Origin of the sequence: Flavivirga spongiicola (assembly GCF_030540825.1) — a bacterium.
In the GTDB taxonomy this organism is placed as follows: domain Bacteria; phylum Bacteroidota; class Bacteroidia; order Flavobacteriales; family Flavobacteriaceae; genus Flavivirga; species Flavivirga spongiicola.
The window spans coordinates 4232558-4258906 of the sequence record NZ_JAUOEO010000001.1 but is presented as its reverse complement, the minus strand read 5'-3'; the positions used below and the strand labels follow the sequence as shown (position 1 = coordinate 4258906).

Sequence of the window (26349 nt, the reverse complement as noted above, 5' to 3'; positions counted from 1 at the left end):
TTTAAAATTTTTCATCAACAATAATGGTGTTTCCAGAGATATTTGATAATTTAATTTCTTTTACGTCTCCAGCACCAAGAAAACGATAACGCAAACCAACAATATTTCCAATAGATTCATTGTAGGCTTTAGAGAAACGTATTTTATCTTCTATAAAAACAGTTAATTGTTTATCAATGACTTCTATTTTCAGGTTTTTATATGTTGATAAATCGATACAAAGGTCTGATAAATCATTTTCTTTTCCGTTTAAATAAACATCACTTATCATCACACTCATGTCCGAGGCACAACCAGAAATTGTAAATGGAATTAAATGAGCGCTTTTTGTTCCAACAATTATTATAGTTGCTTTTTGGCAAACCGCCCATTTATCATTATAAGTGTTTTTAATAGTTGTGTTTAATATAAAATGGTCACCAGATACTTCTTTAAAGTCGTTAACAAGATGAAAAGTAGACGTTAAGGGAACATTACTCCTTTGTATTTCTTCTATTGTATTTTGTGGGAATGAAAGTCTTTTAAGACGTTTTAAATACTTTGGGATGGGAACATAATCTATAGTTCCTAACCAACCATTTGACTTGATAAATAAATCATTTTCTTTAATAATATTATTATCAACAAGTAGTTTTGCTCTAAAATAACCAGGATAATAATAAATACCCGTTGCTTGTTTTTGATTAGGTTTTATTTTAATGGTTTTAGTTTCGTCCCAAAATTGTTGAATATATATACTATCCGATTTAATAGAATTTATATCAAAATCAAAAACGACAGAATTAGGAATATTTTCAGTAACAGGGTGGCAGCTAAATTCTATTTTTGATATATCAATAACCCTAGAAGTATCATTGATTCCAATTAATGAGAATAGCGAAATAAAAACCAAAGTCATAATAGCAGATGAAATAACAATTATACCCATATTGGACGCTATTTTTCTTTCAAACCACGAAGGGGGCTTCATTCCTGCTTTATTTTTAAAATCACGCCAATTTTCATAACCTGCATATTGCGACAATGCATTTAAAGTACTTATACTCGGTGCGCTAGCATAGTTTACCTTCCCCCAAACACGTTTTAATGTGGTAGTACTTAATAATACATTTGTTTTTATATGAATGTTTTCACTTAGTTCATTAAACACATCGTTATGCCATTCATTAGAAGTTCCCCAATCTAGGTTGTCTTCTATTAGAAGTAAACATTTTTGTACTAATTTATATTCAGGATATTTACGCATAGTATACAAGCAAAAGTCTTCAAAAAATATGATGTGGACAATATTGATTCGTTTTGAACCAACTTGTTTTTAGTTGTTTATTTTATAATGATTTTTAATCGAAAAGAATTCTCCGAGGTTCTGCCTGGGGTTTCCTTTAAAATTATCATTCTCGCGCCTGTGCTGAACTTGTTTCAGTAAAAACGGGAATCAAAATTCTTTATTTTCTGTATAGAACAATATATAAAATCTATTTTAGAACTCATCTTGACTTTTTCTATTTCCTAAAACCTGCCTGCGGGCTCAAGAACGGTTAAAATTCTCCCATATTTTGTTACTTTTTTATGCTTAGAGATACTATGCCTTTCAAAAATGGTCTCATCTGAACAAATTTCATCTCATTTTCGGTTAAAAACAAAAAGTCAAGATGAGTTCTACATACATTTTGCTTTAACAAACCTTAACACATTTGAACACAATTGAACAGGTTTGATTAAAATATTTCAACCTATATGATAAACTTTATAGCTTATTAAAAAACAATAAAATGAAACGAATACTTCTTATAACTCTGACAATAATGCTGCCTAATTTAATACAGTCACAAAATAGCATTCCTATAGATACTACACATTGGAATATTCAAGCAAAATCGTATGTTATTGAAAATTACAAAGGGAAAGAGGCCATTTATATTCAAAACGGAGGGCTTTTTTTAAAAGACGTAAAGTTTTTGAATGGTACTATTGAGTTTGATATCTTTCTAAAAGAAGGACGCATGTACCCCGGTGTGTTTTTTAGAGGTGTTAATCGATTTCAAGACGGGGAACAATGGTTTATACGTACTCACTTATCTGGTAAAGAAGATGGAAATCAGGCAGCTCCGGCCATTAAAGGCATAACACCTTGGCAACTTTATTTTGGACCTAAGTATTCTTTTACTTATGACTATAAATATGATGATTGGACGCATGTAAAAGTTGTTGTAAATAATGACAAAGCCCAAGTTTTTTTAGATTATTCTGAAAAACCAAACTTATCATGGACGTTATTTAATGAACCGCAAGAAGGTGGTTTAATGATTAGAGGTGGTAGTATAGCCATGTATATTGCAGATATAAAAGTTGATAAAAAAAATTATGAGCTAGTGAACTTTAATCCAATAAAAAGAACCCCCATTGCTGGCCTTATTGAAGAATGGGATGTGTCTGATATGTTTGAGGAAAAATTATTAGACAATCCTAATAAAATAAATGCGGTCATTGAAAACAGAAAATGGAATGGGAAAATTAAAGTAGAAGAGGGGACCGCGGCAAATATTTCCAGAGTACAATTATTGCGTAATGGAGAACCTGGAGAAACTGTTTTTACAAAAATTAAGATTCATTCCGATAAAGATCAGATCAAACTTTTCAATTTTGGATATAGCGATCGTGTTGTGGCTATTTTAAACGGAACCGCAATTTATAGAGGAACTAATGGCTGGCGTTCTCGAGATTACCGTTATTTAGGCACCATTGGTTTGTTTGACGGTATTTATCTTAATTTAAAAAAAGGAAATAATACTTTATTGATGGCCGTTTCCGAAAATTTTGGAGGCTGGCTTATTACTGGGAAATTTGAAAATGAGAGTGGTATAAAAATTATAAAATAGTTAGTAATACAGAAGTGGTTTAACGTTTTTAAAAAGTGTATTCAAGAATCAATTTTTGACCAATTTTTATTGGCGTTGTTCTTTTAATATAGTTAGACCTGCATATAGAAGTAATGGAGACATTGTTTCTTGATGAAATTCCAGATAGCGTATCACCACGCTTAACAATATAAACTTTTTTGCGTTTTTCTAAACTTGCAATGGCTTCTTCTTTGGTATGTAAAACCGTTAATTTTGTTTGTCTTTTAGAGTTGTGAAGCCCAGGCCGTACCCAGTTATTTGTCACCCAAATACTTTTAGATCGCACTCTATTCTGTTCGCTAAAATCAAACAAATATTCAGGGTTTATGGATACACCTTTATAGTTAATAGTTAAGTGCAGATGACTTCCTCTGGCGTTACCGGAAGCGCCACCATAACCAAGAAGTTGACCTTGTTTTACAATATCATTAGCTTTAACCGCATACTTTGATAAATGTGCATAAACAGTTTCCAGCCCATTATAATGTCTTACAATAACTGTTCTTCCATGCCCGGTATTATAATTAGCAAAACGAACAATACCATCAAACATGGCTACAACACTATCGCCTGTAACAAGATCTATATCAATGCCTCTGTGAGCTCTTCCTCTTCGCCATCCATAACGAGATGTTACCACTTTTTTAAAACTTATTGGTGGAGTGTATGTACTATCATCAAACTTAATTTCGACAGGAAAATTAACTTTCACACGTCTATAAGGGTTATAAACAGTTGTATCCCAGTATTCTTTTTTTATCTCTAAGAGATTATCATTTAAACCACTAATATTTCTGGAATTCTCAATTTTTATATTTGTTTTTAGAAACGGGAAATCTGAAAAATCAGTTAATTCAATGGTAGTAGGATTATCTTGCCCAAAACAAAAAACAGACAGTATTAAAAAAGAGAGAGAGGTTAGAGATTTCATGTTAAAAACTTCGGCAATGCAAATAAAATGGTATTGTTTAATAAAAAATGGATTGCCGAATTTAGATAAAAATAAGAGAAAAGCATGTTAATATATTGTTAGAGTTTTAAAAGGAGGTTTTAATGGCAAGTTATGACCCCTTGCGTGACATTTGGAGTTAACTCTTTCGATGTCCTACTATGTTCACATAGTTATACATATTGACCAGAAAGGTCAAAAACTTGTGCTTAACTACTGCCAGTAACTAGGGAGTACCCACAAATATTGAAGAATACATATAATTGTTTCAATTTTTATAATAATTGTAGTTTTTTACTTTCAAATAAAAATTTAGATTTGAATAAAAACTGGTCATTTTGTCGATGAATTTTACCAACAAAATCATTTCATCGTGTAATTTAAGAGTTCACATGATTTTTAATTTTTTATGGAGATAATAACTTAATTTTAAACAAATTATTAAGTTTTAGTCCTATGAAAAATCTAATAGCCCTTTTTTGCTTGGTATGTTTTATATACCCTTGCGATACTATCACTGCGCAAGAATCTGCGAGTGTTTTAGACGAAAAACCAGAAAACTATAAAAAACGTAGTCCGATTTATGATTATTCGGAAAAGCGTTTAAATAACACGGATACCATACCTGATTTTGCATCAAAAAAAAATAAACTGAAGATTACAGGAACTATTTATGAAAGTGACGGTGTAACACCCGCAAAGAATGTTCTTCTTTTTATTCATCAGGCAGATGAGAACGGAAATTTCGAATTAAAAAGAGCTAACAAAAAGCGTTATGTTCGTCATAGAGGTTGGATAAGAACGGATGCTGATGGGCATTATACATTCTATACCTTTATTCCAGGTAAATATATTTATGGTAACGAATTTAAACAGATTCTTCCGATAGTTAAAGAACCAGGAAAACCTGAATATAAGATAGAAACTTATCTGTTTGATGACGATCCGTTATTAACGGAGTCTTGTCGTTCAAAAATAAAACAAACGGACGGTAGTGATAGAATTCTTAAATTGGATAAAAAAGAGGGCATGTATGTCGCTACAAGAGATATCGTTTTAGGAAAAGAAATTGATTCATACTTTTACTCTAAATAAGGAATGTTATGTTATTAAATTCTTACGAAAAAAATCGTAAAGATATTGACAAATGATATTCAAAGAGTATAAAACTTACACTCGGAGCCACCCTTAATTTGGGTGGTTCTTTTTTTTAGAATCGTTTTGAAGTTTCATTACTTAATAATATTTCGTAAATTAGGAACTGTTTAATATCTAGTCTAAATGAAACCGCTTTATTTTTTTATTGGCATTGGTATCATGGTGATTTTCTCATGTAAGTCAAAATCTGCCGCAACTCAAGTAGAGATTGATGCATTAAATACTATTGTGAAAAAACAAATGTTTCGTATTGATTCAGATTGGGCTTATCCGCAAGTAACAAACGCAATGCAACAAGTTCTTAACTCTGGATTAATGCAACCTGGTAGTTCAGCGAATGCCATTTCTTTGATTGGTAATGATAATTTCTTAACCATATCTAAAGACAGTATTTCATCTTTTTTGCCATATTTTGGTGAAAGACAGATGCAAGTTGCTTATAATGGGGGTGATAGTGCCATACAATTTAATGGTGTTTTTGAAGATTATGAAGTTGTTCACAACAAGGATAATAGCTATAATATCTCATTTCAAGCAAAAAGCAATTCCGAAAACTTTCAGGTATTTATAAAACTATACCCAAATTTAAAGGCGCACATGACATTAAACGGAAATTCTCGACTCACTATTCGTTATTCTGGTAGTTTAGAGTTGATTGAGTAAGACCGTTTTTTTCTTTTCGTATAATACTTTCCTCAGGGAAAGGAAAAAGAATGGTAGAATTCTTCTCTGCTACTATAATTTTGGAGCCCGTTTATATTCATATACGATGCGTATTCTTGCTAAAAGGAAAAAGATATTCCGTTTATCTTGCATTGGGAAAAAAATACTGATTGGGAATTACCTGGATTGGAAGCACATATGCATGGAGATCATGCAAAAAAATGGATTAAACAAAGACAGCCATTATTATAGGAGGATATGTGTGAGCTATTTTCAAACAAATTTTTAAAAATTACTGGTTTAACATCATAAAATTGAAACCTGCAATCTTTCTTATAAGTTAAAAACAAAACTATAGATTAATTATATTCTTCTTATAATTTTCACCTACAGGAAGCTCTATTTTTTCTATTTCGATATCATGCTTTGTATAAGCGGTAATTTTATCGTGATTTACAATGTATGAACGGTGAATGCGTATAAAACGAGTATCTAATTCTTTTTGGAAAGCAGAAATGCTAAATTTTATGGTAATGGATTCATTGATTAAATGAATTCTTATATAGTCCTTTATACTTTCTATATATAAAATGTTGTCAAATATAATTTTAATTTTTTTTCGGTTTTTGGTAACAAAAATATAGTCCGATTTTAATTGAATAGGAATAGGAGCTTCTCCATCAATAGGGATTTGTTGCTGTGCTTTAAATTTTTCAATAGCATTGAAAAAACGAGCAAAAGTGATAGGTTTTAATAAATAATCAACAGCATTTAATTCAAAACCATCTAGAGCATAGTCTCGATATGCTGTCACAAATATAACTTTAGGCTTATTAACTATATTTTTAAAGAAATCCGTACCTTTTAAAACAGGCATTTCAATATCTAAAAATAATAAATCAACTGTTTCTTGTTGTAAAACCTTGCTAGCTTCAATAGCACTAGCACAAGAAGCCACTAACTCAAAATCATCTAATTGGGATACATGTGTTTGTATAAGCTCTCTAGCTAACTCCTCATCATCTATAATTACGCACTTATACATTATTTAATCTTAAGTTTTAAAGTTACATTATATGTTTCCTTTTCATCTTTAATATACAAAGAATATCCATTTCCATATAATAGTTCCAACTGCTTTTTTACATTACTTAAACCTATTCCTTTTATTCTATTAGAGTCAGCTTGCAACTTTGGTTTTGAGTTTAGAATAGTAAAAATAATATCGTCTTTGTTTAAGCTGATTTTTATTGAAATAAAAGCTTCTTTTAATTCTTGAATAACACCATGTTTAAAAGCATTTTCAATAAAGACCAACAATAATAATGGCGCAATTTTTACATCTTTATTAATGTGTTCAGAAAATGTAATATTAACGCGCTTTCCATAGCGTAGCTTTTCTAGAGACAAATAATTTTGAATCAACTCAATTTCTTTATTAAGTGGAACAAAAGTATCCTCACAACGGTATAACATATAGTCTAGAATATCAGATAATTTCTCAATAACTTCGGGAGTTTGATTAGATTTTTTTAAAGCAAGTGCATATAAATTATTTAAGGTATTGAATAAGAAATGAGGGTTTAATTGATGTCGTAACGCTGTTAATTCAGCAATTTTTTTCTGTTCGTTAAGTTTTAAGTATGTCTGTTGGTTCTTATAAAAGCGAAACATTAATAGTATGGCTGCAGGCGTTAAAAACTTAATAGATTTACTAAAAAAAGCTGAAAAATCTGTGAGACGCTGCCAATGAGATTGCGAAGCCTGTTCTTTTTGTATAGGACTGTAATATTCCAAATATTTTGGATCATAATAAGATGTCTTAAACAGAATATACAAGGCATATATAACTATTAAAAGTACAGATGCCCAAAAGATAAATAGTATTGTTTTTTTTCTATTTAAAAAGTGAGGAATTAAGAAGTAAATAATTGTATAGGCTGTTATTATTTGCAAGCTAACGACAGCAATAGAGAATTCAAATAATTGCCTATAACCACTATAATTTGCAATACTTATATAGAAGATAAAGTATAAAAGAACACCCAGCCAAAACACCAAATGTCTAAAAAATGGTTTGTTAAAAAAATGATATTTGGTTTTTAAATGAGACATATTTAATCTTCTAAAATATAATTATTAAAACCATTATATTGTAAATATAGACAAAACTGTTTTTGACGATGTTAAATACAAGTTTAGTGATGATGAATCACTAAATAGACAAAGAATCACTTTCCAATGGCATAAAATACCTAATGATCTACTAATTAAAAATAATAATAGCATTTGAACTATTTTTAATAAAAGAATCAACAGTATAACTGAATACAATCTTACAGATATTATCATAAGAAGATTTATTTAACAGATTAAAGAATTAGTAATTAAGCAATAACTCATGAAATTTAGATGTACAATAAATAGTAGATTTTCTTTTAATCTTACAGGAAGTCTGATAGCTATAAAAAAGAAACGCCTTTTTATTCTATCAATAGTAGCTGTCTCTCTAACATCATGTTGTTATAATAATAGCACTGTTCTTTTGAAAATAAAAGTTGAAGAACAGGTAGGGCTTAATAGACCTTTGGAGTATATAGAAATTATTTTGCCTCGTGTAGAAACTTATCAAGAAGGCGATAAAATATATGCTTATTCTATTGATGAAGGAAAACAAATAGGCGTACAAGTTATAGAGAAAAAAAAAGAAATTCAAATAGTATTTCCAATTACTATTAAAGAAAATGAAACAAAAGAATATATAATTAAAGTAGAGTCAGATAAAAATATTGAAACGCATACGGACTTAAATGTTTTAGGAGAGAAATTGGATGTAATGATTGAAAACAAATATTTTTCAGCCTCTTTTAAAGAGTTTATTGGTTATAAAGAAGAAAAATTAAGCTCCGGTCACTTAGGGAGTATTTCTTTAAAAGAATTTGGTAACATAATATTAGAGCGAAAAGATCCCAATCTAAAAATGCATTGGGGGCCAAACTTTGGTAAAGAAAATTTAAACTATAGAACAATGGCTCACCTTACTTCTCCAGATTCGTGTTTCACCTCTACAAAAGGGCCCTATTACTTTAGTTTGTTTAGAAGAGGTCATATTGAAGGGTACGAGAAAATTTGGCTACAAGGAGAATACAAATTTTATGCAGGGCTTCCATATTTTGTTTTTAGCAGTGAAATGATTTTTACTGATGATGACTCTCTAAACCTGTTAAGAAATGATGAAATGACGATGGACAGTTTGTTTACTAATGTTGTTTTTCCTAAATCCAACGGGGAAATTATTGACTTGTTACTTTATGATGAAAGTGAGATGGCTTATTTAGATGGGAATCCAATAACAGATGATGCATCATGGTTATTTTTTTATAACAAATCTAAGTCTTATGCTTTTGGTTCCATACGACTACATTATGATAATACAAATCTTTATGGAGGTGATTCACCTATAGAAAGAAGTCACACAAAAATTACATCAAGTACTAATTCTGGAAGGTATTGGAATAGGCGACTCATTAATAGCAAGAATACATTCGTGCCAAAAGGAAGTAAATATAAAGAGAAAAATGCTTACATCGTTTTTAAAGCTGATAAAAATGATCCAGCTAAAACCATAGAATACTTCTATAAATGTTTAAAACACCCCGTTAAAATAAGTTATGAACCTTATCTATGATTAATGAAACACACTATGTTATATTAATTTTTCGAACGTTATAAATCCATAAAAAATGAATCATAAAATATATATCCTGCCAATTTTATTTATGATACTTGGTGCATGTTCAAGTACATCTCAAAAATATTATATCAAAGAAGATGGAACCATTCATGTGCCAGCATATACATTACCAGAATCGTCTTTTCTTAGTGATGAAAGCAAAACTATTATCAAAAAGAAACGAGAAGAATATAAAAAGCTGTTTAAAGAACAGTCACTTGTTTGTCCGTACCCTTCAAATCCAAATGAAGAACAGATTAGAGTTCATGAAGAATGTAATCGGCAGTATTTTTATACAACTTCATTATATCGTAATACATTGGCTCGATATGATGTTAATATAGAAATTGATACGATAAATGGCGTGTACACTGAAGTATTTACGCCTTCTGAAGGTATAAAAGAAGCGAATCGTGATCGTGTTTTAATCAGTTTGCATTCTGGAGCATTTTTATATGGTTCACGTACTGATAGTCGTATGGAGTCTATTCCTATCGCATCGGTTGGAGGTATTAAAGTTATTAGTATTGATTATAGAATGGGGCCAAAGCATCAATTTCCTGCTGCAAGTGAAGATGTTACCGCTGTCTATAAAGGATTATTAAAAGACTACAAGCCAGAAAATATAGGGATATATGGATATGCCGCAGGAGGTGCATTAACAACACAATCTCTTGCGTGGTTTCAAAAAGAAAACTTACCACTTCCAGGAGCAGTAGGTATTATATGTATGGCTGCGGCAGAACCACGTCCAAAAACTGATTCTATGTATATGGTTTCTGCGACACTTGGACATGACGGAATAGCACCCTTTACCGTTTTTGAGCCTTATTATGGCAAGAATCCTGATTTTGAAAACCCTCTCTTAGTACCTTTAAAATCTAAAGAAATATTATCTAATTTTCCACCGTCGTTATTAATTGCTTCGACTAGGGATTTTCATCTTAGTTCTGTAGTATATACGCACTCTCAATTGATAAAGCTTGGGGTAGAAGCAGAGCTTCATGTTTGGGAGGGTTTAGGGCATGTATTTTTAGCCAACTCTGAGCTTACCGAATCTCGAGACGCTTATCAGGTTATTGTTAATTTTTTCAACAAGTATTTGAATTAATACTGAGTAATTTTGTATTATCCTTGCCTTGCTCGTATTATTTTTTCTTTTTCTTTTTTGGTAATACTTGACTAGCTTTATGTAATACTTCCTCAGGGAAAGGGAAAAGAATAGTCGAATTCTTTTCTGCAGCAATGTTAGACAAAGTTTGATAAAGTCTTAGTTTAATGGCCGATGGTGATTGATCTATCAATTTCCCAGCTTCGAGTAATTTTCCAGCGGCCTGTTCTTCCGCCAAAGCCAATATAATACGTGCACGTCTGGAACGCTCAGCTTCTGCCTGATTGGCCATCATACGTCTCATGTTCTCGGGCAATTGAATGTCTTTAATTTTTACATCATTAATATCAATACCCCATTCTTTGGTCTCTATTTCCACAATGTTTTTTATGTTTTTCCCCATTTCTTCACGTTTTGATAAAATAGTGTCCAACTCCACTTTACCACAAACGTCTCGCAAAGCAGCCTGCGCCAGTTGGGTAATAGCAAATTTATATTCTTCAACTTCTAATACGGCGCGTTCAGGGTCATTAATTTTAAAGAATAAAACACCATCGATACTACAGGGGACATTATCTTCAGTCATTACTTCTTGAGAAAGAATATTAATGGTAATGACTCGAATGTCAACTATTTGAATGGTTTCAACAATTGGAATAATCCATCTAAAACCAGGCCGTAATGTCTTAATATATTTACCAAACCTGAATTTAGGAGCTCGTTTATATTCATACACGATGCGTATTCCAGCTAGAAGGAAAATGACGAGTATGATACTTAATATTTGTATTGGGTTCATGATTACAAAGTTTTAGAAATAAAGTTCAATCAGTAACTAAAGTCTTGATGATAGACTAAATTCATTAAGCATTTAAGTAAATTAAATACTTATAACATAGCACTTTAAGATACAAAAAATAAGGGACATTCAAAAATAATAAGGCTATTAGTATCTGATCGTCTTATTCCTGTTTTTTCAACATTCATGAAGTGTTTTTTAGATCTAAAAACAATACTCTACTTACCCAAAGCGACGAGTAGGTAAGTAGTGTGTATTATGAAATAATTTCGTACATTTCCCTCTTTTTTAATTATTACCAATAACATGTTTATTGGAAAAATACCCATTATTGGGGATTTTGTTAATACATAATATTACATAGTTTTATTTACCAATTTATGTACAAAAGTTATTTTAATAATTACACAATGATAGATTCAAAAAAATATAATAGGAGGTTATTACTCAAAGAAACTTTTTTTAATAAGTATGTCCTTTTGGGGCTCATTTTATTTCTACAAATGGATTTCGCGTTTTCACAAACGGTTGATTTTGGTGTAACCATAAGAGACATAGAGATTGAATTACCAAATAAATATAATTATCTATTAGATATTCATTTAGAAGTGCTTTCAAAAGCGGATTCGAGAAATTATTATAACGATAACAACGAAGAAGGTTATGAACATGCTTATAAAAAAGTGGAAAATGTAAAAGTTACCTGGAAAAAAAAGCTGGAGATAATAATTTATATGAGGTGGTTATACCCCCTTTAAAACCAAATAGGTTTTACAGATTGGATGCTTCTTATTTTTCAAGTGAAAGTATAGTGACCATGTTTACAATGATGCATGAGGAGAAAAATACAGATTGGTATACTGATAAAAAAGAGTGGATGAAACTCTTAAAACGTATTAGTAAAAGAAACGAACCATATTCAATTACTTATGACCCAACGATTGTGGAATTGAATAGTTTTAAAAATCGTATAAAGAACATTGATTTGGGCGTTTTAGAAATTAATGAAGCTGATTTTATCAGTGGTATTCAGGATGCAAAAATAATCGAGAAAAAGAAACAAGAACTAAAAAAGAAAAAGGAAGATTTGCTTGTGGCATTGCATCAAATTTCTAAAAGAGAATTTGAAATTTTAAATTTTGATGAAAATAAAAGTAAGATAGATAATAATAGCTTGGTCAAATTCTGTAAATGGATTAAATCTAAATCAAATTTCACTAATGATGATACGACATATTTTTCAAGTGAACTCGTAAATTCTTTAGACTATATTAATATTTATGAGTTCTATGAAAATTATCTTATCGGCCCATTAAATGACGATGCTATTAGAGCAGGAAACCTCAAAAATGTAATTGCTCAATCAATTGATAATGAAAAGAAATTTTATACAGGTAGTGAATTAATACCCAATTATTTAATGAATTTTGAAGAGATTGTTATGCATGGAACCTTTGCCTTGTCAACATATTCTGATTCGTTTGAAACCTCTTTTAAAACATCATTAGTACCAGATTTTGGATACGTAACTTATATAACAGAACAAGAAAATGCACCAAAAGGAGGGAATTTGTTTTTAGGCGTCAATATTTCTTTATCACCTTCAAATAAAAATGTGCCATTACAAATTTCTAAATTGAGTCTCATGCAGCGTTTGTCAATACATACAGGGGTTACAGTTGGTTCCATTCAAAAAGATAATGTAAGAGATAATTTTTTTGGTAACTACTCTCTTTTATTAGGAGGCAGCTATAAAGTCCTTACACAAGGTACTAGAATTAATTTTGGGGGTTTATTTTACCACAAGATAGATGCCATAAATGGAAGTAAATCAATAGCAGTACAGCCTTTTATAGGATTGTCTATTGATTTAGAGATAAAGAAATGGTTACAAACAATTTTTCCTAAAATAGAAATATAGTCATGTTAAAAATAAGATACTTATTCATGTTAATCGTTATAATATGTTCATGTAATAATGATAACGAATTCAGCCCTGAAAACTTAGATAATATTTTAGCAATATCAGTTGAAAATGATAACGCAGTATCCGATGGGGTGGAAGCGATTAAAGTAATAGCAGAATTCCCTATAGATTTTACTACCGAGACAGATGGTATTGTTGATTTTGTGGTTTTTAAAGATACTAATGAAACATATAGTCAAGCTATAGAACTCGCTCAAGAAAATGGGATACAGAAAAAAAGAGCAAGTATTTTGGTAAAACATAACGAAGAAGCATCATTGAAAGTGAAAGCAACTATTTCTGTTAATGGGGTTCTCATTTCAGAGGAAGTATTCATAAATTTTTCAAAAGCATATTTTAATTCAATAAATATAACAACTTCCTCTTTAACTATAACTCCTAGTTCATTCAATGAAATAGATTTAACTACAGAGTTAGTAAGAAATAAAGGAGTAGTAAGCCTTAATTGTATAGCAGAGACAGTGGTTAAGGATACTCTATGGCAGCCAAGAGGGATCTTTAATAACTATAAAAACAAAACGAATTCTGAAGGAAAAATTATAAATAAATATACCTTAGGAAACGACGATTATCAGGGTGAGTTATTCGTTATTTCTACGGCTACAGGTATTAATAATGAAACAAAGTCTGATACATTAACCATTTATGCTCAAAAATAATAAGTTATGAATAATTTTAAAACGAAACTAAGAAGCCTTCCAACCGAGTTGTTTAAAGAAGTAGAGAAACTACTCATAGAACATGGAATGAATGATATTGAAGTAACAGGAATAGATATTTCTTCAACACAAGAATTAGCTGAAGAGGATTGTGCTGCAGAAGGAAAAAAATTAAAATGTAAAAAGAGAGCTGATGGTACTATAAAATGTTGGTGCGTAAAAAGGGATTGATAATTTTTTAAGACAGTCTCGATTTTTGACATTGAAAGTTAGAAGGAAACTAAAATGGTTAAAACACCTATTAGGAAAATCTAATTTTATAAAAAAACACTAAACTCAAATTTAGTAAATTTGTTATACGCTGTATGACAAGAGATATTATAGATATAAATGACTTTACAATTTTGGTTGAAGAAGCCAAAGTTGATGAACCAACAATAGATTTATGCCTTTTTGATGAGCCTGTAATTGCTGTGGCTTTTTATGGTTCCGGAAATGTTGATTTAAAAGTAAATTATGGTCATAAACAAAATAAGTTCAGCTATACTAAAGGGTTGGCACTTTCGTTTTATGCAGACGAAAAAGTAGAATTTGAGCATGTTGTTTCTGCTTTAAAACCATTAGAATGTATAGTCATAGCAACATCTGCAAAAGCGATAGACAATCTCCCTAATCAAGAAGGAGAACTATTTGGTGAGATGCTCAATCAACTTGTTAACCCATCTGATCATTATGTAGAAGGACCTAGTTTCATTATGACACCCGAAATGCAAACGATTGTAGATTCCTTGTTCAATATTCAATATCGAGGAAAAACAAAAATGATGTTTTTTAGAAGTCAAATAACAGCATTACTTTCACATTTTTTTGGTCAATTGGCATCTTTAAAAACCGAAAAAATAAAAACTCCTGAGCGTGAAAAATTGAATCAAGTGAAAGATATTCTATTAAAAAATATAGACAACCCACCTTCTTTAGATGAAATTTCTAAGCAAATAGGGTTGAATATCTTTAAATTAAAAAAAGATTTTAAGGCATTTTTTGGTGTTCCGGTATTTAAGTATCTTCAAAACGAACGTCTTACATTAGCTCATAAAATGATTAGAAATCAAAAATCAACAGTTCAGGAAGCTGCTTGGCATGTTGGCTATGATAGCCTTAGTTCTTTCTCGAATGCCTTTGAAAAAAAGTTTGGCTATCGTCCTAGTCAAATTAAGTAGACTCCCTTTCGAACAAATCTTTATCCTTTTAGAACAAACCAATCTCTCTACTTCATAATAGTTTTGTCTGGTAATTTATAATTATTTAGATATGAAAACTAAAAGAACCATTTTAATAGGTATAGCCATTTGGATAATTGGTGTGTTTTTTTATTCAATTTCCTTCTATGTTCCTATTTTAGAAAACGCAGAGACCCAAGCAAATGCTGTGCTATTTGTTGTAGTAATACCATTAGTATGGTTGGGAAGCTCCTACTATTATAAAAAGGACAATAAAACTCATGGAATTAAAGTAGGACAGACCATGTTATTAACCAGTGTTACTTTAGATGCAGCGATAACTGTCCCATTTTTTGTTGCTCCAAATGGAGGAAATCACTATAGCTTTTTCACCTCCTTTGGGTTTTGGATTATAGCTTTTGAATTTCTAATTGTAGCTACCTTATACTGGTACTCTCGTGTATATCCTAATATAAATATACCAAAATAGTAGTATCATGGATTTCACTTTTCAAAACGGAATAATCATAGCACTAATATTACTAACAGGACTTTCTGCTGGATTATGCTTTACATGGACAAATACTGTTACACCAGGAATTGGAAGATTGAGTGACCTTAGATTTTTAATGTCCTTTCAACAAATGAATAGAACCATATTGAATCCAATATTTTTTATTGTCTTTTTTGGTCCTTTTTTTCTAAGCTTAATCAATTTCTATGTCCTTAGAAATGCATCTAGTTTATTAATCTGGTTATTAATACTAGCTGCCATATGTTACTTTTTTGGCGTCATACTTATAACCATTTTCGGAAATGTGCCTCTAAATGAGATGCTGGATAAAACTGACTTAAACACAGCTAGTATAAAAGAACTAAAAAGCTTACGAGAAAACTTTGAGGTGAAATGGAATCGTTTGCATTTAATCCGAACTCTAAGTGCCATTATTTCATTTCTTCTACTAATAATAAGTCTTATCCAAGTCGCTAAAAGTAATACCTAACCGGAAAAACAAATCACTTATTATAATTCTAAACATCAATAAAATGGAAAACAAAAGTAATATTTTAGTCATTGGCGGAACTGGTAAAACAGGTCGCAAAGTAGTAAATAGATTGAAGGCATCTGGACATCATGTGAGAATTGGTTCACGATCTGCATCACCTTCATTTGATTGGAACAACCCAGAAACATGGACTACAGCTATGCAAGGTATGGACAAGGTCTATATCACGTTTCAACCAGACTTAGCTGTTCCTGGGGCTCTGGAAGCTATAGAAGCATTAATAAAAAAAGCCAAAACCTGCAATATAAAAAAGGTAGTACTACTATCAGGAAAAGGAGAAAGAGAGGCCGAATTATGTGAACAAGTAGTTATTCACTCCGGAATAGACTATACCATTGTTCGTGCTAGTTGGTTTATGCAAAATTTTAGCGAAAGCTTTTTTTTAGAGCCCATTCTTGAGGGCTTTGTAGCCTTACCTCAGGCAGAAGCCAGAGTGCCTTATGTGGATACTGATGATATTGCTGATGTTGTGGTAGCATCCATATTGCACAAAAAACATAATGAAAAAATCTATCAACTTACAGGTCCTAGGCTACTCACATTTAAGGAAGTTATCCAGGAAATTTCAGATGCCACTGGAAGGAATATTGCATTTACTCCAATTTCACTTTCAGCTTATACAAAAGTGATGAAACAACAAGGAGTACCAGCCGATTTTGTCTGGTTAATTGAATACTTATTTTCTGAGGTTTTAACTAATCCTGACAATTCTGAGATAACAAATGATATTCAAAATGTATTAGGAAGAAACCCCAAAGATTTTTCAGAGTATGTAAAAGAGACTGTTACAGCAGGTGTTTGGAATCCCAAGTAAATGCCTTATAAAATATGACCAAGTTTAAAGGCATATAGTTTAAATAACAATTAACATGACATAGTGATACCAATTAAAATCAGTGACTTAATAGACTATTTATTTTATCCTTTTTTGGTAGGAAGCCCAGATTCAACCAAATTTCCTAGTCTAGATAATAAAAACTTATTATCTAAGCAGGAAATCTTTTTTATTCGAAAATATAGTACTCTTTTTGCTGAAAGAGCAGAGGAGTAAAACAGAATGTATATGAAATGAATAAGGTTTTCTATCGCCTAATTTTAATGCTTTTTTTAAATTCCATAAGCACTACTACGCTACTTATTTGTATGCTATTTTATAAAAACATCTTAACTATATTAATAAAACATTATTTAAATTAATATAGTGCTTTTATGGTTTACCGTAATTAAACAAGATCTTCAGAGATTATTTTTAGCCTATTGAATTATACTAGTATAATCAAATATAAAATCAAAAAAAATAATTATGAGATTACTGTTTTTATCCCTGTCTTTTGTATTACTATTTAACCAATTTTTACCTGCTCAAAGTCAATTATCTGATGATGATATATTAAAAATGATTACTAAAACATCAATGAAGGATAACCCAAATCATTGGCTTTTTATAAATCATATAAATAAAGATCTTACTTTGGCAAAACATAAATCCAGTGCAAAAAGGTATTTAAAAAATGGAAATAAAAAAACGGCATTGCATCATTATATGCTGGGGCTATCCAAAGCTACCAAAAAAAGACAGGTAAAACGATTTAAAAAAGTTTTTACGCCAGAATTGTCTAAAGAGGTTATGACTGTAGTTAATACTGAAATGGATAGTATTAGAGAATTAATAGGTAAACAAACCTTTATAGAAAAAGCCAAAACAGAAAAATGCTACATTGATTATTTAAAGTATTTACAAAAACTAAATAAGATTAAATTATCTAATGATAATTTGCTAGCCTATGAAATTTCATCATATAATGAGGAAGAAATGAACAAGGCTCTTGAAGCTTACAATCATACAGCAGACTTAATAGCTCCTTGTTATTATAATTTAGCTATTCAACAAGAAATATTAGCAACAAAAAAGGCAGATTGGAAAAAAATTAGTTCTTATTACGCTATTGCTCAAATTTATAAAGGAAATTATGAAGATGCCAAAGATAGGGAGGGTATGGCTGTTGAAAAATCAATTTACGATGTCGCTGTATATCCAGAAAGTCTTCGGTCTTCAACATACAGAAGACTTGATAAATCTTTACAGCTAATGATAAAGGACGAATTGTCTTCTTCATTAAATAGAGACCATATGCGACACATTCGCTTGGTATCAGAATCAATGCCTACAGATTTCCGAATTAATTTAGCCATAAGTGACGTATCTGTAACCCATAGTGGTACAAAATCAGATAATGTAAATTATGAGCGAGAGATCACTACAGGGAAAGATAGCAATGGTAATGAAATAAAAAGTAAGGTAAAGGCAAATGTAACGTATTATAGTAAAGAAAATTCCTCAAGAGCGAAAATATTTGCCGAAATTGTTGATAATTCTACAGGGGAAATTAAGTATTCAGAAACTTTTCAGGGCTCTTCAAATTGGCACACTAAATGGTATAAACTTACCGGAAATGATAAGGCACTAACCAAGAAGCAAAAAAGAAGGTTGCCTTATAGAACACAGCCAGAGACTACACCTTCTGATGTATCATTAATTCAAGATGCAATAGATGGTACAGTTAAAAATGTATGCAAGTCTTTAAATTCAAATTTTTTATATGTCAAAGGAGGTATAAGTCATTAAATTTGTAAAAATTGTCCTACAGTATAGTTAATAGAGCACTTTAAATAGAAACTATAACATTCTGGGATAATTTACATAATATCGAATTATAGCTATCAAATAAACTTTACAGCTACATTAGCAATAGTTTCTTTATTTTTTTCTTCCTAAAAAAAAACTTCTTAAAAAAATGGTAAACTATTCTAAATATACCCTTTAATGGGTATTTATTTGTCTTGTAGTTATTTATACTTTGGTTTCCAATTATTAATTTAAAAATTAAAACAATGTCAGAATTAACATTTGAATCCGTAAACAAGGAAATTGAAAATTTAAATCTCACTCAATTAGAATCAGATTTAAATCAAGAATCACTAGATATAACTTCCAAGATATGCCAGATATGGAGTAAAATAGGAAGTATTATTAAATTGATAGCTAATATTCCTTTAATTCCAAAAAAATGGAGAGATGCGTTGAAGTTATTTATAAGTACTCTAGACTCTTTATGTGCTTAATAAATTTAATTTATATAAAATGGAAAAATTAATCTTTCATAAAATAAATGGAAATTTAGACGAAATAAACGAATCTGAAATTACAAGAGAAACCTGGATTGAACCAGAAAATAAACTTACCCCTGAATCAGTTTGTGGAATTGATGAACGTAAAAAGGTAGTAGCAACTAATCAACTTCCATATTTAGCAATCTGTAAGTTATATATGAAAGCTCCAAATGGTAGAACATATGTAGGGTCTGGTTGGTTGGTCGATGGAGACAAACTTTATACAGCTGGACATTGTGTTTTTAGTCATAGTACAGGAGGGTGGAAAGAAAGTATAATTATTATACCTGCTAAATCTGGCCTTTCAGAACCGTATGGCCGTTATGAAGCCATAAGTTTAGCAACAACCCAAGGTTGGTTAGATAATAAGTCTACTCGCTATGATATGGGAGCTATTAAGTTAAATAAATCAGTACCCTTCAAGCAGTTTCTAAAACCTACTATAACAGACGTAAATTATGGTAATATATGCGGATATCCTGCTGATAGAGATAATGGATTATTTCAATATGAAAAGGATGACCCTCTAGAAAAAGTTTTAGGTAGATTTCAATATTATGCAGATACGTTTGGAGGTCAAAGTGGTTGCCCTTTATTAAAAAATAGAACAGAAGCCATTGGAATTCATAATTATGGAGGATGTCCTAATAAATCTTCTGATTTATATGAGAGTTTTATTGATGAAATAGCTAACTGGTAGAGTATTAAAAGTTATTTTAAAAAGCTTAGATGTTTTTACAAAACGTTTGAGCTTTTTTATTAAATATTAACAAGAATATATATATATTCTGCTTTGGTAAAAGCGAAAATTTCTTCTAAAATACTTTTTTAGCCTAAGTTAATGGAACACTTTTTATACGACGACTATAAAGTGTGTGGAATAAAAACAAATACGTAAAATGCTTATTTACAGGTTATTATCATTATTAAGATTACATTATATTGTGGCGTTTTTTTTATAAGTTTGTTGAGCATATAATTCCATAACCTTTTTAGAAATGAATAATGATATTTTATTATTTTATGGTTGGTGGCAATTTGCTGTTTGCCTATTTGCATTTGTAGCTCTTATGGCTATATGGTGGCACATTGGTAAGAGGCAAAATGATTTTGGGCAGGTATGGTTGGCATTATCGGTGTTATGCTGGAGTATTTCCGGTGTAATTGAAATATATTTTGCGAGTACAGAGATTAATTCCTCAATAGTATTAGATGGTTGGCGAAGTGTATTATCCTTATTAAATAGTTTATTTATTCTACTAGCATTGCCATGGTTTAGGTATTTACCCGAATCTATTGCACACATTATCAAATCTAAATACTGGGTTTACATTGTTGGTATACCCTTTGTATTTTCAATATTGCCAACATTAAGTAAAATGATATCTGGTAAAGCAATAACTGTGATGACGGAGCTAGATGTTTATTATGCTATTTTTACTTTAGGTTTTCTGGGTTATGTATTGTGGGAGTCTTTTATTAAACGCCGTTTAAAGGCTTTGGCTTGGCTATCATTAGTGTGTATAATTATTGTTTTAGTTGCTCAAATTTATAAGCTATCTGGCTATTCTATAAACTTGACGTTATTTTCAGCCATTTTTAAAACTTCGCTTATTATGTTATTCTTTGCTTTAGCTTTAAGCTGGGTTAAAGAGTTATCAGAAAATATTATTCCAGATACTAAAGATTTGTATATCTATTTTGAAAAACACAAAAATGATTCTGGTAAATATGTACAATACGTTTCTTTAAAAGGTTTACCAGGCAACAATAAAAGAAAGGTAAAGTTAACTCCAGCATCTTATGAATTATTTTTAAAATTCGCACTTAAAAGAAAGTCAGGAGATGATTGGTTAGAAATAAAACCGAAAAGTTATAAAACTGCAGAGAATAACTTTGATATAAACGATTATAATGAGGTAAAGCGCTTATTAACTTCCTTACTAGATGGTATGTTTGGAAAACAGAATTGGACCGATACACATCACTTAAATCCACTTAAAAATACGCTTTTCGAAATGTCGGAAAAGAGAGATCGTAAAATTCGTTTGATTTTACCAATCGAAAATATTTTCAATTAAATAAAGCATTCACATACCTTTTGTCAGTAATTGAATTACTGACAATTTTATTTTTTTTCTGATTTTTAAGGATTTCAAAAATTGAAATAAACACATTGCGCTATAATAAAAATAGCCGTTATGTCCTTTAAGCAAAAAAACCTTTATGCAATATTTATTAGCTTTCCTATCATCAGTCAAGCACAACCTGCAGGTTTAGACGAACAGATTAATAATGCATTTATGCCCTTCGCTACTTGGTGGGAAGGGTTTATTCTCTCTACCGTAAATATCGTAGGCCACCAAATACCTATAGTTCTAATTTTACTATTGCTTGGGGCCTTATTTTTTACAATCTATTTTGGGTTTGTTAACATTAAACATTTCCCAACTGCTATTCAGGTGGTGAGGGGTAAGTATGATGAAATAGAAACTCAAAACACCATAGTTAATACTAATGTACATGTAATTGAAGGGGATATTATTGATACTATTAAGGATGAAGCACATCATGGGGAAGTTAATCATTTTCAGGCATTAGCAACTGCGGTTTCGGGGACCGTTGGTTTAGGAAATATCGCGATGGTTGCCGTAGCCATTTCCATTGGCGGTCCTGGAGCAACTTTTTGGATGGTTGTAGCAGGTTTATTGGGTATGTCCACCAAATTTGTAGAATGCACTCTAGGTGTTAAATATAGAGATATTGATAAAGAAGGGAATGTTTATGGAGGACCCATGTATTATTTGTCAAGAGGATTAAAAGAAAAAGGATTTGTTAAGTTGGGTAAGTTTTTGGCAGCAATATTCGCAATATTATGTGTAGGAGCTTCTTTTGGAGGTGGAAATGCATTTCAAACTAATCAAGCAGCAGCACAGATAATAAGTAGGTTTGGTTTAGAAGGGGCATCAACAGGCAGTATGATAGGTGTTGTATTTGCTATTCTTGTCGGTATTGTTATCATTGGTGGGATTAAACGCATTGCCAAAGTTACAGAGAAAGTGGTGCCTTTTATGGCCATATTATATGTGGTTGCAGCTCTATTTATAATCTTCTCAAATTTTAGTTTTATAGATGATGCCATCCGTTTAATTTTTAGAGAAGCCTTTACACCTAGAGCAACTATTACCGGTGGTTTTATTGGTGTCATGATTCAAGGGTTTAGACGCGCTGCTTTTTCCAACGAAGCTGGAGCAGGTTCTGCAGCTATTGCGCATTCAGCAGTTAATACTAAATATGCAGCTTCTGAAGGGTTGGTTGGACTATTGGAACCTTTTATCGATACGGTTGTAATTTGTTCCATGACTGCAATTATTATTGTCATGTTTAATATGGATGGCGCATTTGCATATGGAGATGTAATAAATGGTCAAGCCTTGATGGCAGACGGAAGTAGAGTTGGTGGCGTTAATTTAACGTCTTTGGCATTCAACAATGCAATACCTGGATCCTCTTATGTTTTAGTATTTGCCGTTTGTTTATTTGCTTTTTCAACCATATTATCTTGGTCGTATTATGGGCTACAGTCTTGGAAGTACTTATTTGGTAGAGGAAAATTTACAGACCTCTTGTATAAGATACTATTTTTAGTTTTTACTGTCTTAGGAGCAGCAATTACATTAGACGCGGTAATTAAATTTTCTGATGCTATGATTTTAGCATTAGTCTTTCCTAATATGATTGGGTTATTGCTTTTATTTACAAATGTTCGGCAAGAGTTAGCACGCTTTATTGATGCTATTAAAGTTATTAAAATCGACAAGGTTAGAAACTAATTTAGTGAAAAGGCTAATCGGTTTACATTTTGCTTATAGGGTTGAAAGGCGTCTAGAAGATTAAGGAAACCCTATATAAGCATAATGTTCTCACGTTACACCGAGTAATAGAAAAAAGCATTATGTTTAATGACCTAAGTACTACAGTTTCTTCTACAATGTTGATACTACCCTTTTTTTGTAACAAGCCAGAGCTAATCGAAGTCAAAGTTATGTGTGTGACATGAAAATTATCAATTATTTTGGATCTAAAACAACGACTAGTATATTAATAATTAGTAACTTACAATTATTAAAGCTTCTATGATGAAACACCATATTACATTAGGGGTCTTCCTTTTTTTAGGGATAGTTAATAGTACAACGCTTCAGGCTCAAGTTAACCCTTCTATTGATGAATTGCATAATTATTTTAATAATCAGCAGTTACTTCTTACGTATAGAGAAGGTGAAGTATTGTATGGCACTTATTATTTTTTAGAAATCCATTATTGTGACAATGGGTATTATGGCCTTTACGGTAATACAATAAAGAAAACTGTACTTGGAAACGAGCAAAAAACTAACTGGCAGGAATATGGCACTTGGAAAATCACAAGTCAAAACGGTATTAATGGTATCCATTATATGGCTAACAACGGAAACCAACAGTTTTATCCACTTTACAAATTAAGCAATGGAGATCTTTTTATTAAGGAAGGTGTTAGCATAGTGCGTCAAGGAAAGGCTATTTGTAAATAGGTTGGAATAAATCATTTCATAAACTAAATCAGTTTTAAGAATATAATTTTTTTACAACCTTACCAATACTTAAACCTTGTACAATTATCGAGAAAAGTACTATTATATATGTTATATGAAGTATTAAGCCTCCAGAAAGGTCGTTATTTAAACTTAAGGCCAATGCAATAGAAATACCTCCTCGCAATCCTCCCCAAGTTAAAATAGTGATGGTTTTAATTGGCTTTTTTTCTTTATGCTTTAATAATGAATATGGTAAAAACACAGAAACAAATCTTGCAAAAAGCACAATTAATATAGCAAGAATCCCTAACAAAATATAACTTGTATTTAATTCTAATAAGTGAATAGCAAGTCCAATAAGAACAAACAAAATTCCATTAAAAACATCATCTAAAATTTCCCAAAAAGAATTGATGGCTTTTTGTATAGGGTTTTTATCTTCATTTATATGTATTTTATGACCTATTAATAACCCTGCAACTACCATTGCTAATGGCGCAGATACGTGTAGCATAAATGCACTGGCTGTTCCACCCATTACTACAGCAAGACTTATCATAACTGCTAATTGTGGATTTTCTTTTAGTGACTGAATACATTTTAACCCTAGAAAGCCAATCACCAATCCGTATAGTAATCCGCCTACGGCTTCTTCTAAAAATAGTGTGCTTATTTCTGCTCCTATTTCAGCCGAACTGTGTTCTCCAGTTGTGGTAGCAATTAGTAAGATTCCAGAAAAAACAACAACGCCAATTCCATCATTAAATAAGGATTCTCCTTCTATTTTTATGCCTAAACTTTTAGCAATATTTGCCTTTTTCAAGATAGCCATAACAGCAATAGGGTCGGTTGGTGATATTAAAGCACCAAATAAAAGAGCGTGTATAAAAGGCAATTCTAAACCAACAAGTTGAGCGCCATAAAATACCAAGCTACCTACTAAAAATGTAGATATGAGAACACTAAAAGTTGCAAATAATAGAATTGATTTTTTCTCTTTGGCAAGTGCAGCAAGATTAACATGCAATGCTCCTGCGAAGAGTAAAAAACTTAATATACCATCGAGTAAAAGTGTTTTAAAATCTGCGTTAATAATAATGTCACAAAAGAATGTATACAATACTGGAAATAGTGTTTTACTAATTGTAATTGGAATGATTAAGACTAAACTTAAAATCATTAAACCAATGGTAGTTGGTAATTTTAACCATTTATAATTGATATAGTTAAAAAGGGCTGCAATGGTGAATATGATACTAAAAGATTCGAACATATTTATTTTGATTTTACGTTAATATACTTGCCTACAAAAACACCAATAATAATAACCAAATAAAATTGACCTATGATGTTCATTACAAGTGTTAAAGATTGGGCTGGAGCTGTTATTGGTGTAATATCTCCATAACCCACAGAGGTAATACTTATAAAACTAAAATAATAAAAGCTATACCCAGAATAGCCCTCAATTAACTGGAATGCACTTGGGTCTAAAAAATGAACAAACTCAAAAAGCGCACCTCCAATAATGCCTAAATAGAGAAAACCCAAAATTGGTCCTAAAATAAACTGGAGGTTAATTTCTTTTATCTTTAACAATTGCCTAATTAAAGTAATACAAAAGCAGGCGAACAATAAAAAGGATAGTAATATCCTAGATATTAAAATTGTTTCAGAATTATCATCAGAAAATTCTAACCAAATAGCCACAAGCGTTAAAAACCCTAGAAGGTAAGTAATTAGTTTTGCCCTTCTCATTGTAGCAATTAGCGAGCTACTTAAAATAACTATTGTATAATTTATAACAATTATATAGGCTGGACTAAGACCACTTATTACAATATGAATAGGTGTTAATAGAAAATTAAAAACACTTAAAAGTGCAATTAAGTATTTGTAATCCTCCATTACTGTTTTAAGCCTACCCATTTTAAACACAAATTATTTAATATGCTTAATAAAATTTATTTAACTATTCATTTTTGCCCAAGCAGTATCAGCCAAATCCCGCTTTGTTAAAGGGTCTTTTACCCATTGTCTTTTAGCATCAATAATTCCAAAAAGCATTCTTGTAAAAAAGTACAATTTACCTTCTCTTATTTCCCAACTTTTAGGATTTGGATTTACTTTTTTATCTTCAGACATGGCTATGGCACAATAGCCTCCATATTGAGGAGTAAACACTTCAGGAGAATTTTCAAACTTTGCTTTATTTGCTTCCGAAGAAAACAGAAATTGACCACCTCCATATTCTGCTGTATGATTTGAACTTCCTTTTTTGGGACTACCGTTAACGAATGATACAACATCAAATCCTTGTGCAGCGACTCCGTTTTTCATATTTTGTTTCATTTT

General features: G+C 31.0%; 27 protein-coding genes. 19 read left to right on the top strand and 8 right to left on the bottom strand.

Going from position 1 to position 26349, the window contains the following annotated elements:
• Window position 1: 1 nt before the first annotated feature.
• Complete coding sequence (locus Q4Q47_RS17025; RefSeq protein ID WP_303307842.1) at window positions 2–1246, bottom strand: hypothetical protein; 1245 nt, start codon at window positions 1244–1246, stop codon at window positions 2–4.
• A 526-nt stretch (window positions 1247–1772) separates the two neighbouring features.
• On the opposite strand from Q4Q47_RS17025, the gene Q4Q47_RS17020 reads away from it, so the two are divergent.
• Window positions 1773–2879, top strand: coding sequence for a hypothetical protein (locus tag Q4Q47_RS17020; protein ID WP_303307841.1), 1107 nt, complete (start codon window positions 1773–1775; stop codon window positions 2877–2879).
• A 28-nt stretch (window positions 2880–2907) separates the two neighbouring features.
• On the opposite strand, the gene Q4Q47_RS17015 is transcribed toward Q4Q47_RS17020, so the two are convergent.
• Window positions 2908–3831, bottom strand: a complete 924-nt coding sequence (locus Q4Q47_RS17015; RefSeq protein WP_303307840.1) for a M23 family metallopeptidase — start codon at window positions 3829–3831, stop codon at window positions 2908–2910.
• Window positions 3832–4305: 474 nt separating this feature from the next.
• Here Q4Q47_RS17015 and Q4Q47_RS17010 point away from each other — a divergent pair, with 474 nt between their 5' ends.
• Entirely contained in the window at window positions 4306–4944 is a 639-nt protein-coding gene (locus tag Q4Q47_RS17010) for a dioxygenase family protein (RefSeq protein ID WP_303307839.1), read from the top strand.
• A gap of 186 nt (window positions 4945–5130) precedes the next feature.
• On the top strand, window positions 5131–5670 hold the full coding sequence (locus tag Q4Q47_RS17005) for a DUF4251 domain-containing protein (protein WP_303307838.1): 540 nt from the start codon (window positions 5131–5133) through the stop codon (window positions 5668–5670).
• A 352-nt stretch (window positions 5671–6022) separates the two neighbouring features.
• Here the strand turns inward: Q4Q47_RS17005 and Q4Q47_RS17000 are convergent, their stop codons facing one another.
• Both Q4Q47_RS17000 and Q4Q47_RS16995 read right to left on the bottom strand, forming a co-directional pair.
• Complete coding sequence (locus Q4Q47_RS17000) at window positions 6023–6715, bottom strand: LytR/AlgR family response regulator transcription factor (RefSeq protein WP_303307837.1); 693 nt, start codon at window positions 6713–6715, stop codon at window positions 6023–6025.
• Window positions 6715–7785 carry a sensor histidine kinase gene (locus Q4Q47_RS16995; RefSeq protein ID WP_303307836.1) on the bottom strand — a complete coding sequence of 357 codons (1071 nt, stop codon included), beginning with the start codon at window positions 7783–7785 and terminating at the stop codon, window positions 6715–6717. Before Q4Q47_RS16995 ends, Q4Q47_RS17000 begins: the two co-directional genes overlap by 1 nt.
• A 286-nt stretch (window positions 7786–8071) precedes the next feature.
• Here Q4Q47_RS16995 and Q4Q47_RS16990 point away from each other — a divergent pair, with 286 nt between their 5' ends.
• The gene (locus Q4Q47_RS16990) at window positions 8072–9358 is read left to right on the top strand and encodes a hypothetical protein (RefSeq protein WP_303307835.1); all 1287 of its coding nucleotides are present in this window, start codon (window positions 8072–8074) and stop codon (window positions 9356–9358) included.
• A gap of 55 nt (window positions 9359–9413) precedes the next feature.
• Entirely contained in the window at window positions 9414–10514 is a 1101-nt protein-coding gene (locus Q4Q47_RS16985) for an alpha/beta hydrolase (RefSeq protein ID WP_303307834.1), read from the top strand.
• A 37-nt stretch (window positions 10515–10551) separates the two neighbouring features.
• Here the strand turns inward: Q4Q47_RS16985 and Q4Q47_RS16980 are convergent, their stop codons facing one another.
• Window positions 10552–11313: a slipin family protein gene (locus tag Q4Q47_RS16980; protein WP_303307833.1), complete on the bottom strand. Its 762-nt coding sequence runs from the start codon at window positions 11311–11313 to the stop codon at window positions 10552–10554.
• A gap of 410 nt (window positions 11314–11723) precedes the next feature.
• Between Q4Q47_RS16980 and Q4Q47_RS16975 the strand changes: the two genes are divergently transcribed.
• The 14 genes from Q4Q47_RS16975 to Q4Q47_RS16910 all read left to right on the top strand — a co-directional run bounded on the left by Q4Q47_RS16975 (window position 11724) and on the right by Q4Q47_RS16910 (window position 23991).
• Window positions 11724–12071: a hypothetical protein gene (locus Q4Q47_RS16975; protein WP_303307832.1), complete on the top strand. Its 348-nt coding sequence runs from the start codon at window positions 11724–11726 to the stop codon at window positions 12069–12071.
• Window positions 12053–13234 carry a hypothetical protein gene (locus tag Q4Q47_RS16970; RefSeq protein WP_303307831.1) on the top strand — a complete coding sequence of 394 codons (1182 nt, stop codon included), beginning with the start codon at window positions 12053–12055 and terminating at the stop codon, window positions 13232–13234. The genes Q4Q47_RS16975 and Q4Q47_RS16970 overlap by 19 nt, the downstream gene beginning before the upstream one ends.
• Window positions 13235–13236: 2 nt before the next feature.
• On the top strand, window positions 13237–13959 hold the full coding sequence (locus Q4Q47_RS16965) for a hypothetical protein (RefSeq protein WP_303307830.1): 723 nt from the start codon (window positions 13237–13239) through the stop codon (window positions 13957–13959).
• Window positions 13960–13965: 6 nt separating this feature from the next.
• The gene (locus tag Q4Q47_RS16960; protein WP_303307829.1) at window positions 13966–14190 is read left to right on the top strand and encodes a hypothetical protein; all 225 of its coding nucleotides are present in this window, start codon (window positions 13966–13968) and stop codon (window positions 14188–14190) included.
• 134 nt (window positions 14191–14324) lie between these two features.
• A complete protein-coding gene (locus tag Q4Q47_RS16955) occupies window positions 14325–15179 on the top strand; it encodes a helix-turn-helix transcriptional regulator (protein ID WP_303307828.1) in 855 nt (284 codons plus the stop codon).
• A gap of 91 nt (window positions 15180–15270) precedes the next feature.
• Window positions 15271–15669 (top strand): DUF5367 domain-containing protein, encoded by a 399-nt coding sequence (locus Q4Q47_RS16950; protein WP_303307827.1) that lies wholly within the window; start codon window positions 15271–15273, stop codon window positions 15667–15669.
• A 7-nt stretch (window positions 15670–15676) separates the two neighbouring features.
• On the top strand, window positions 15677–16183 hold the full coding sequence (locus tag Q4Q47_RS16945) for an anthrone oxygenase family protein (RefSeq protein WP_303307826.1): 507 nt from the start codon (window positions 15677–15679) through the stop codon (window positions 16181–16183).
• A gap of 43 nt (window positions 16184–16226) precedes the next feature.
• The gene (locus Q4Q47_RS16940; protein WP_303307825.1) at window positions 16227–17060 is read left to right on the top strand and encodes an NmrA family NAD(P)-binding protein; all 834 of its coding nucleotides are present in this window, start codon (window positions 16227–16229) and stop codon (window positions 17058–17060) included.
• Between the two features lie 489 nt (window positions 17061–17549).
• Complete coding sequence (locus tag Q4Q47_RS16935; RefSeq protein ID WP_303307824.1) at window positions 17550–18872, top strand: hypothetical protein; 1323 nt, start codon at window positions 17550–17552, stop codon at window positions 18870–18872.
• Between the two features lie 266 nt (window positions 18873–19138).
• Complete coding sequence (locus Q4Q47_RS16930) at window positions 19139–19369, top strand: hypothetical protein (protein WP_303307823.1); 231 nt, start codon at window positions 19139–19141, stop codon at window positions 19367–19369.
• Between the two features lie 19 nt (window positions 19370–19388).
• Window positions 19389–20117 carry a trypsin-like serine peptidase gene (locus Q4Q47_RS16925; protein ID WP_303307822.1) on the top strand — a complete coding sequence of 243 codons (729 nt, stop codon included), beginning with the start codon at window positions 19389–19391 and terminating at the stop codon, window positions 20115–20117.
• Window positions 20118–20415: 298 nt separating this feature from the next.
• Window positions 20416–21498: a hypothetical protein gene (locus tag Q4Q47_RS16920; RefSeq protein ID WP_303307821.1), complete on the top strand. Its 1083-nt coding sequence runs from the start codon at window positions 20416–20418 to the stop codon at window positions 21496–21498.
• Between the two features lie 120 nt (window positions 21499–21618).
• Entirely contained in the window at window positions 21619–23250 is a 1632-nt protein-coding gene (locus tag Q4Q47_RS16915; protein ID WP_303307820.1) for an alanine/glycine:cation symporter family protein, read from the top strand.
• Window positions 23251–23553: 303 nt separating this feature from the next.
• Window positions 23554–23991, top strand: coding sequence for a hypothetical protein (locus Q4Q47_RS16910; protein WP_303307819.1), 438 nt, complete (start codon window positions 23554–23556; stop codon window positions 23989–23991).
• A 34-nt stretch (window positions 23992–24025) separates the two neighbouring features.
• Here the strand turns inward: Q4Q47_RS16910 and Q4Q47_RS16905 are convergent, their stop codons facing one another.
• The 3 genes from Q4Q47_RS16905 to Q4Q47_RS16895 are packed head-to-tail and all read right to left on the bottom strand — an operon-like array spanning window position 24026 to window position 26334.
• Entirely contained in the window at window positions 24026–25267 is a 1242-nt protein-coding gene (locus Q4Q47_RS16905; RefSeq protein ID WP_303307818.1) for a cation:proton antiporter, read from the bottom strand.
• A 2-nt stretch (window positions 25268–25269) separates the two neighbouring features.
• Window positions 25270–25902, bottom strand: coding sequence for an ion channel (locus tag Q4Q47_RS16900; protein ID WP_303307817.1), 633 nt, complete (start codon window positions 25900–25902; stop codon window positions 25270–25272).
• Window positions 25903–25962: 60 nt separating this feature from the next.
• Window positions 25963–26334, bottom strand: a complete 372-nt coding sequence (locus Q4Q47_RS16895) for a YHS domain-containing (seleno)protein (RefSeq protein ID WP_303307816.1) — start codon at window positions 26332–26334, stop codon at window positions 25963–25965.
• Window positions 26335–26349: the final 15 nt, after the last annotated feature.

What these genes read in the sequence shown, in the direction of transcription:
- Q4Q47_RS17025 (WP_303307842.1), bottom strand. Translation starts at nt 1,246, where the DNA reads ATGCGTAAATATCCTGAATATAAATTAGTACAAAAATGTTTACTTCTA.
- Q4Q47_RS17020 (WP_303307841.1), top strand. Translation starts at nt 1,773, where the DNA reads ATGAAACGAATACTTCTTATAACTCTGACAATAATGCTGCCTAATTTA.
- Q4Q47_RS17015 (WP_303307840.1), bottom strand. Translation starts at nt 3,831, where the DNA reads ATGAAATCTCTAACCTCTCTCTCTTTTTTAATACTGTCTGTTTTTTGT.
- Q4Q47_RS17010 (WP_303307839.1), top strand. Translation starts at nt 4,306, where the DNA reads ATGAAAAATCTAATAGCCCTTTTTTGCTTGGTATGTTTTATATACCCT.
- Q4Q47_RS17005 (WP_303307838.1), top strand. Translation starts at nt 5,131, where the DNA reads ATGAAACCGCTTTATTTTTTTATTGGCATTGGTATCATGGTGATTTTC.
- Q4Q47_RS17000 (WP_303307837.1), bottom strand. Translation starts at nt 6,715, where the DNA reads ATGTATAAGTGCGTAATTATAGATGATGAGGAGTTAGCTAGAGAGCTT.
- Q4Q47_RS16995 (WP_303307836.1), bottom strand. Translation starts at nt 7,785, where the DNA reads ATGTCTCATTTAAAAACCAAATATCATTTTTTTAACAAACCATTTTTT.
- Q4Q47_RS16990 (WP_303307835.1), top strand. Translation starts at nt 8,072, where the DNA reads ATGAAATTTAGATGTACAATAAATAGTAGATTTTCTTTTAATCTTACA.
- Q4Q47_RS16985 (WP_303307834.1), top strand. Translation starts at nt 9,414, where the DNA reads ATGAATCATAAAATATATATCCTGCCAATTTTATTTATGATACTTGGT.
- Q4Q47_RS16980 (WP_303307833.1), bottom strand. Translation starts at nt 11,313, where the DNA reads ATGAACCCAATACAAATATTAAGTATCATACTCGTCATTTTCCTTCTA.
- Q4Q47_RS16975 (WP_303307832.1), top strand. Translation starts at nt 11,724, where the DNA reads ATGATAGATTCAAAAAAATATAATAGGAGGTTATTACTCAAAGAAACT.
- Q4Q47_RS16965 (WP_303307830.1), top strand. Translation starts at nt 13,237, where the DNA reads ATGTTAAAAATAAGATACTTATTCATGTTAATCGTTATAATATGTTCA.
- Q4Q47_RS16960 (WP_303307829.1), top strand. Translation starts at nt 13,966, where the DNA reads ATGAATAATTTTAAAACGAAACTAAGAAGCCTTCCAACCGAGTTGTTT.
- Q4Q47_RS16955 (WP_303307828.1), top strand. Translation starts at nt 14,325, where the DNA reads ATGACAAGAGATATTATAGATATAAATGACTTTACAATTTTGGTTGAA.
- Q4Q47_RS16950 (WP_303307827.1), top strand. Translation starts at nt 15,271, where the DNA reads ATGAAAACTAAAAGAACCATTTTAATAGGTATAGCCATTTGGATAATT.
- Q4Q47_RS16945 (WP_303307826.1), top strand. Translation starts at nt 15,677, where the DNA reads ATGGATTTCACTTTTCAAAACGGAATAATCATAGCACTAATATTACTA.
- Q4Q47_RS16940 (WP_303307825.1), top strand. Translation starts at nt 16,227, where the DNA reads ATGGAAAACAAAAGTAATATTTTAGTCATTGGCGGAACTGGTAAAACA.
- Q4Q47_RS16935 (WP_303307824.1), top strand. Translation starts at nt 17,550, where the DNA reads ATGAGATTACTGTTTTTATCCCTGTCTTTTGTATTACTATTTAACCAA.
- Q4Q47_RS16930 (WP_303307823.1), top strand. Translation starts at nt 19,139, where the DNA reads ATGTCAGAATTAACATTTGAATCCGTAAACAAGGAAATTGAAAATTTA.
- Q4Q47_RS16925 (WP_303307822.1), top strand. Translation starts at nt 19,389, where the DNA reads ATGGAAAAATTAATCTTTCATAAAATAAATGGAAATTTAGACGAAATA.
- Q4Q47_RS16920 (WP_303307821.1), top strand. Translation starts at nt 20,416, where the DNA reads ATGAATAATGATATTTTATTATTTTATGGTTGGTGGCAATTTGCTGTT.
- Q4Q47_RS16915 (WP_303307820.1), top strand. Translation starts at nt 21,619, where the DNA reads ATGTCCTTTAAGCAAAAAAACCTTTATGCAATATTTATTAGCTTTCCT.
- Q4Q47_RS16910 (WP_303307819.1), top strand. Translation starts at nt 23,554, where the DNA reads ATGATGAAACACCATATTACATTAGGGGTCTTCCTTTTTTTAGGGATA.
- Q4Q47_RS16905 (WP_303307818.1), bottom strand. Translation starts at nt 25,267, where the DNA reads ATGTTCGAATCTTTTAGTATCATATTCACCATTGCAGCCCTTTTTAAC.
- Q4Q47_RS16900 (WP_303307817.1), bottom strand. Translation starts at nt 25,902, where the DNA reads ATGGAGGATTACAAATACTTAATTGCACTTTTAAGTGTTTTTAATTTT.
- Q4Q47_RS16895 (WP_303307816.1), bottom strand. Translation starts at nt 26,334, where the DNA reads ATGAAAAACGGAGTCGCTGCACAAGGATTTGATGTTGTATCATTCGTT.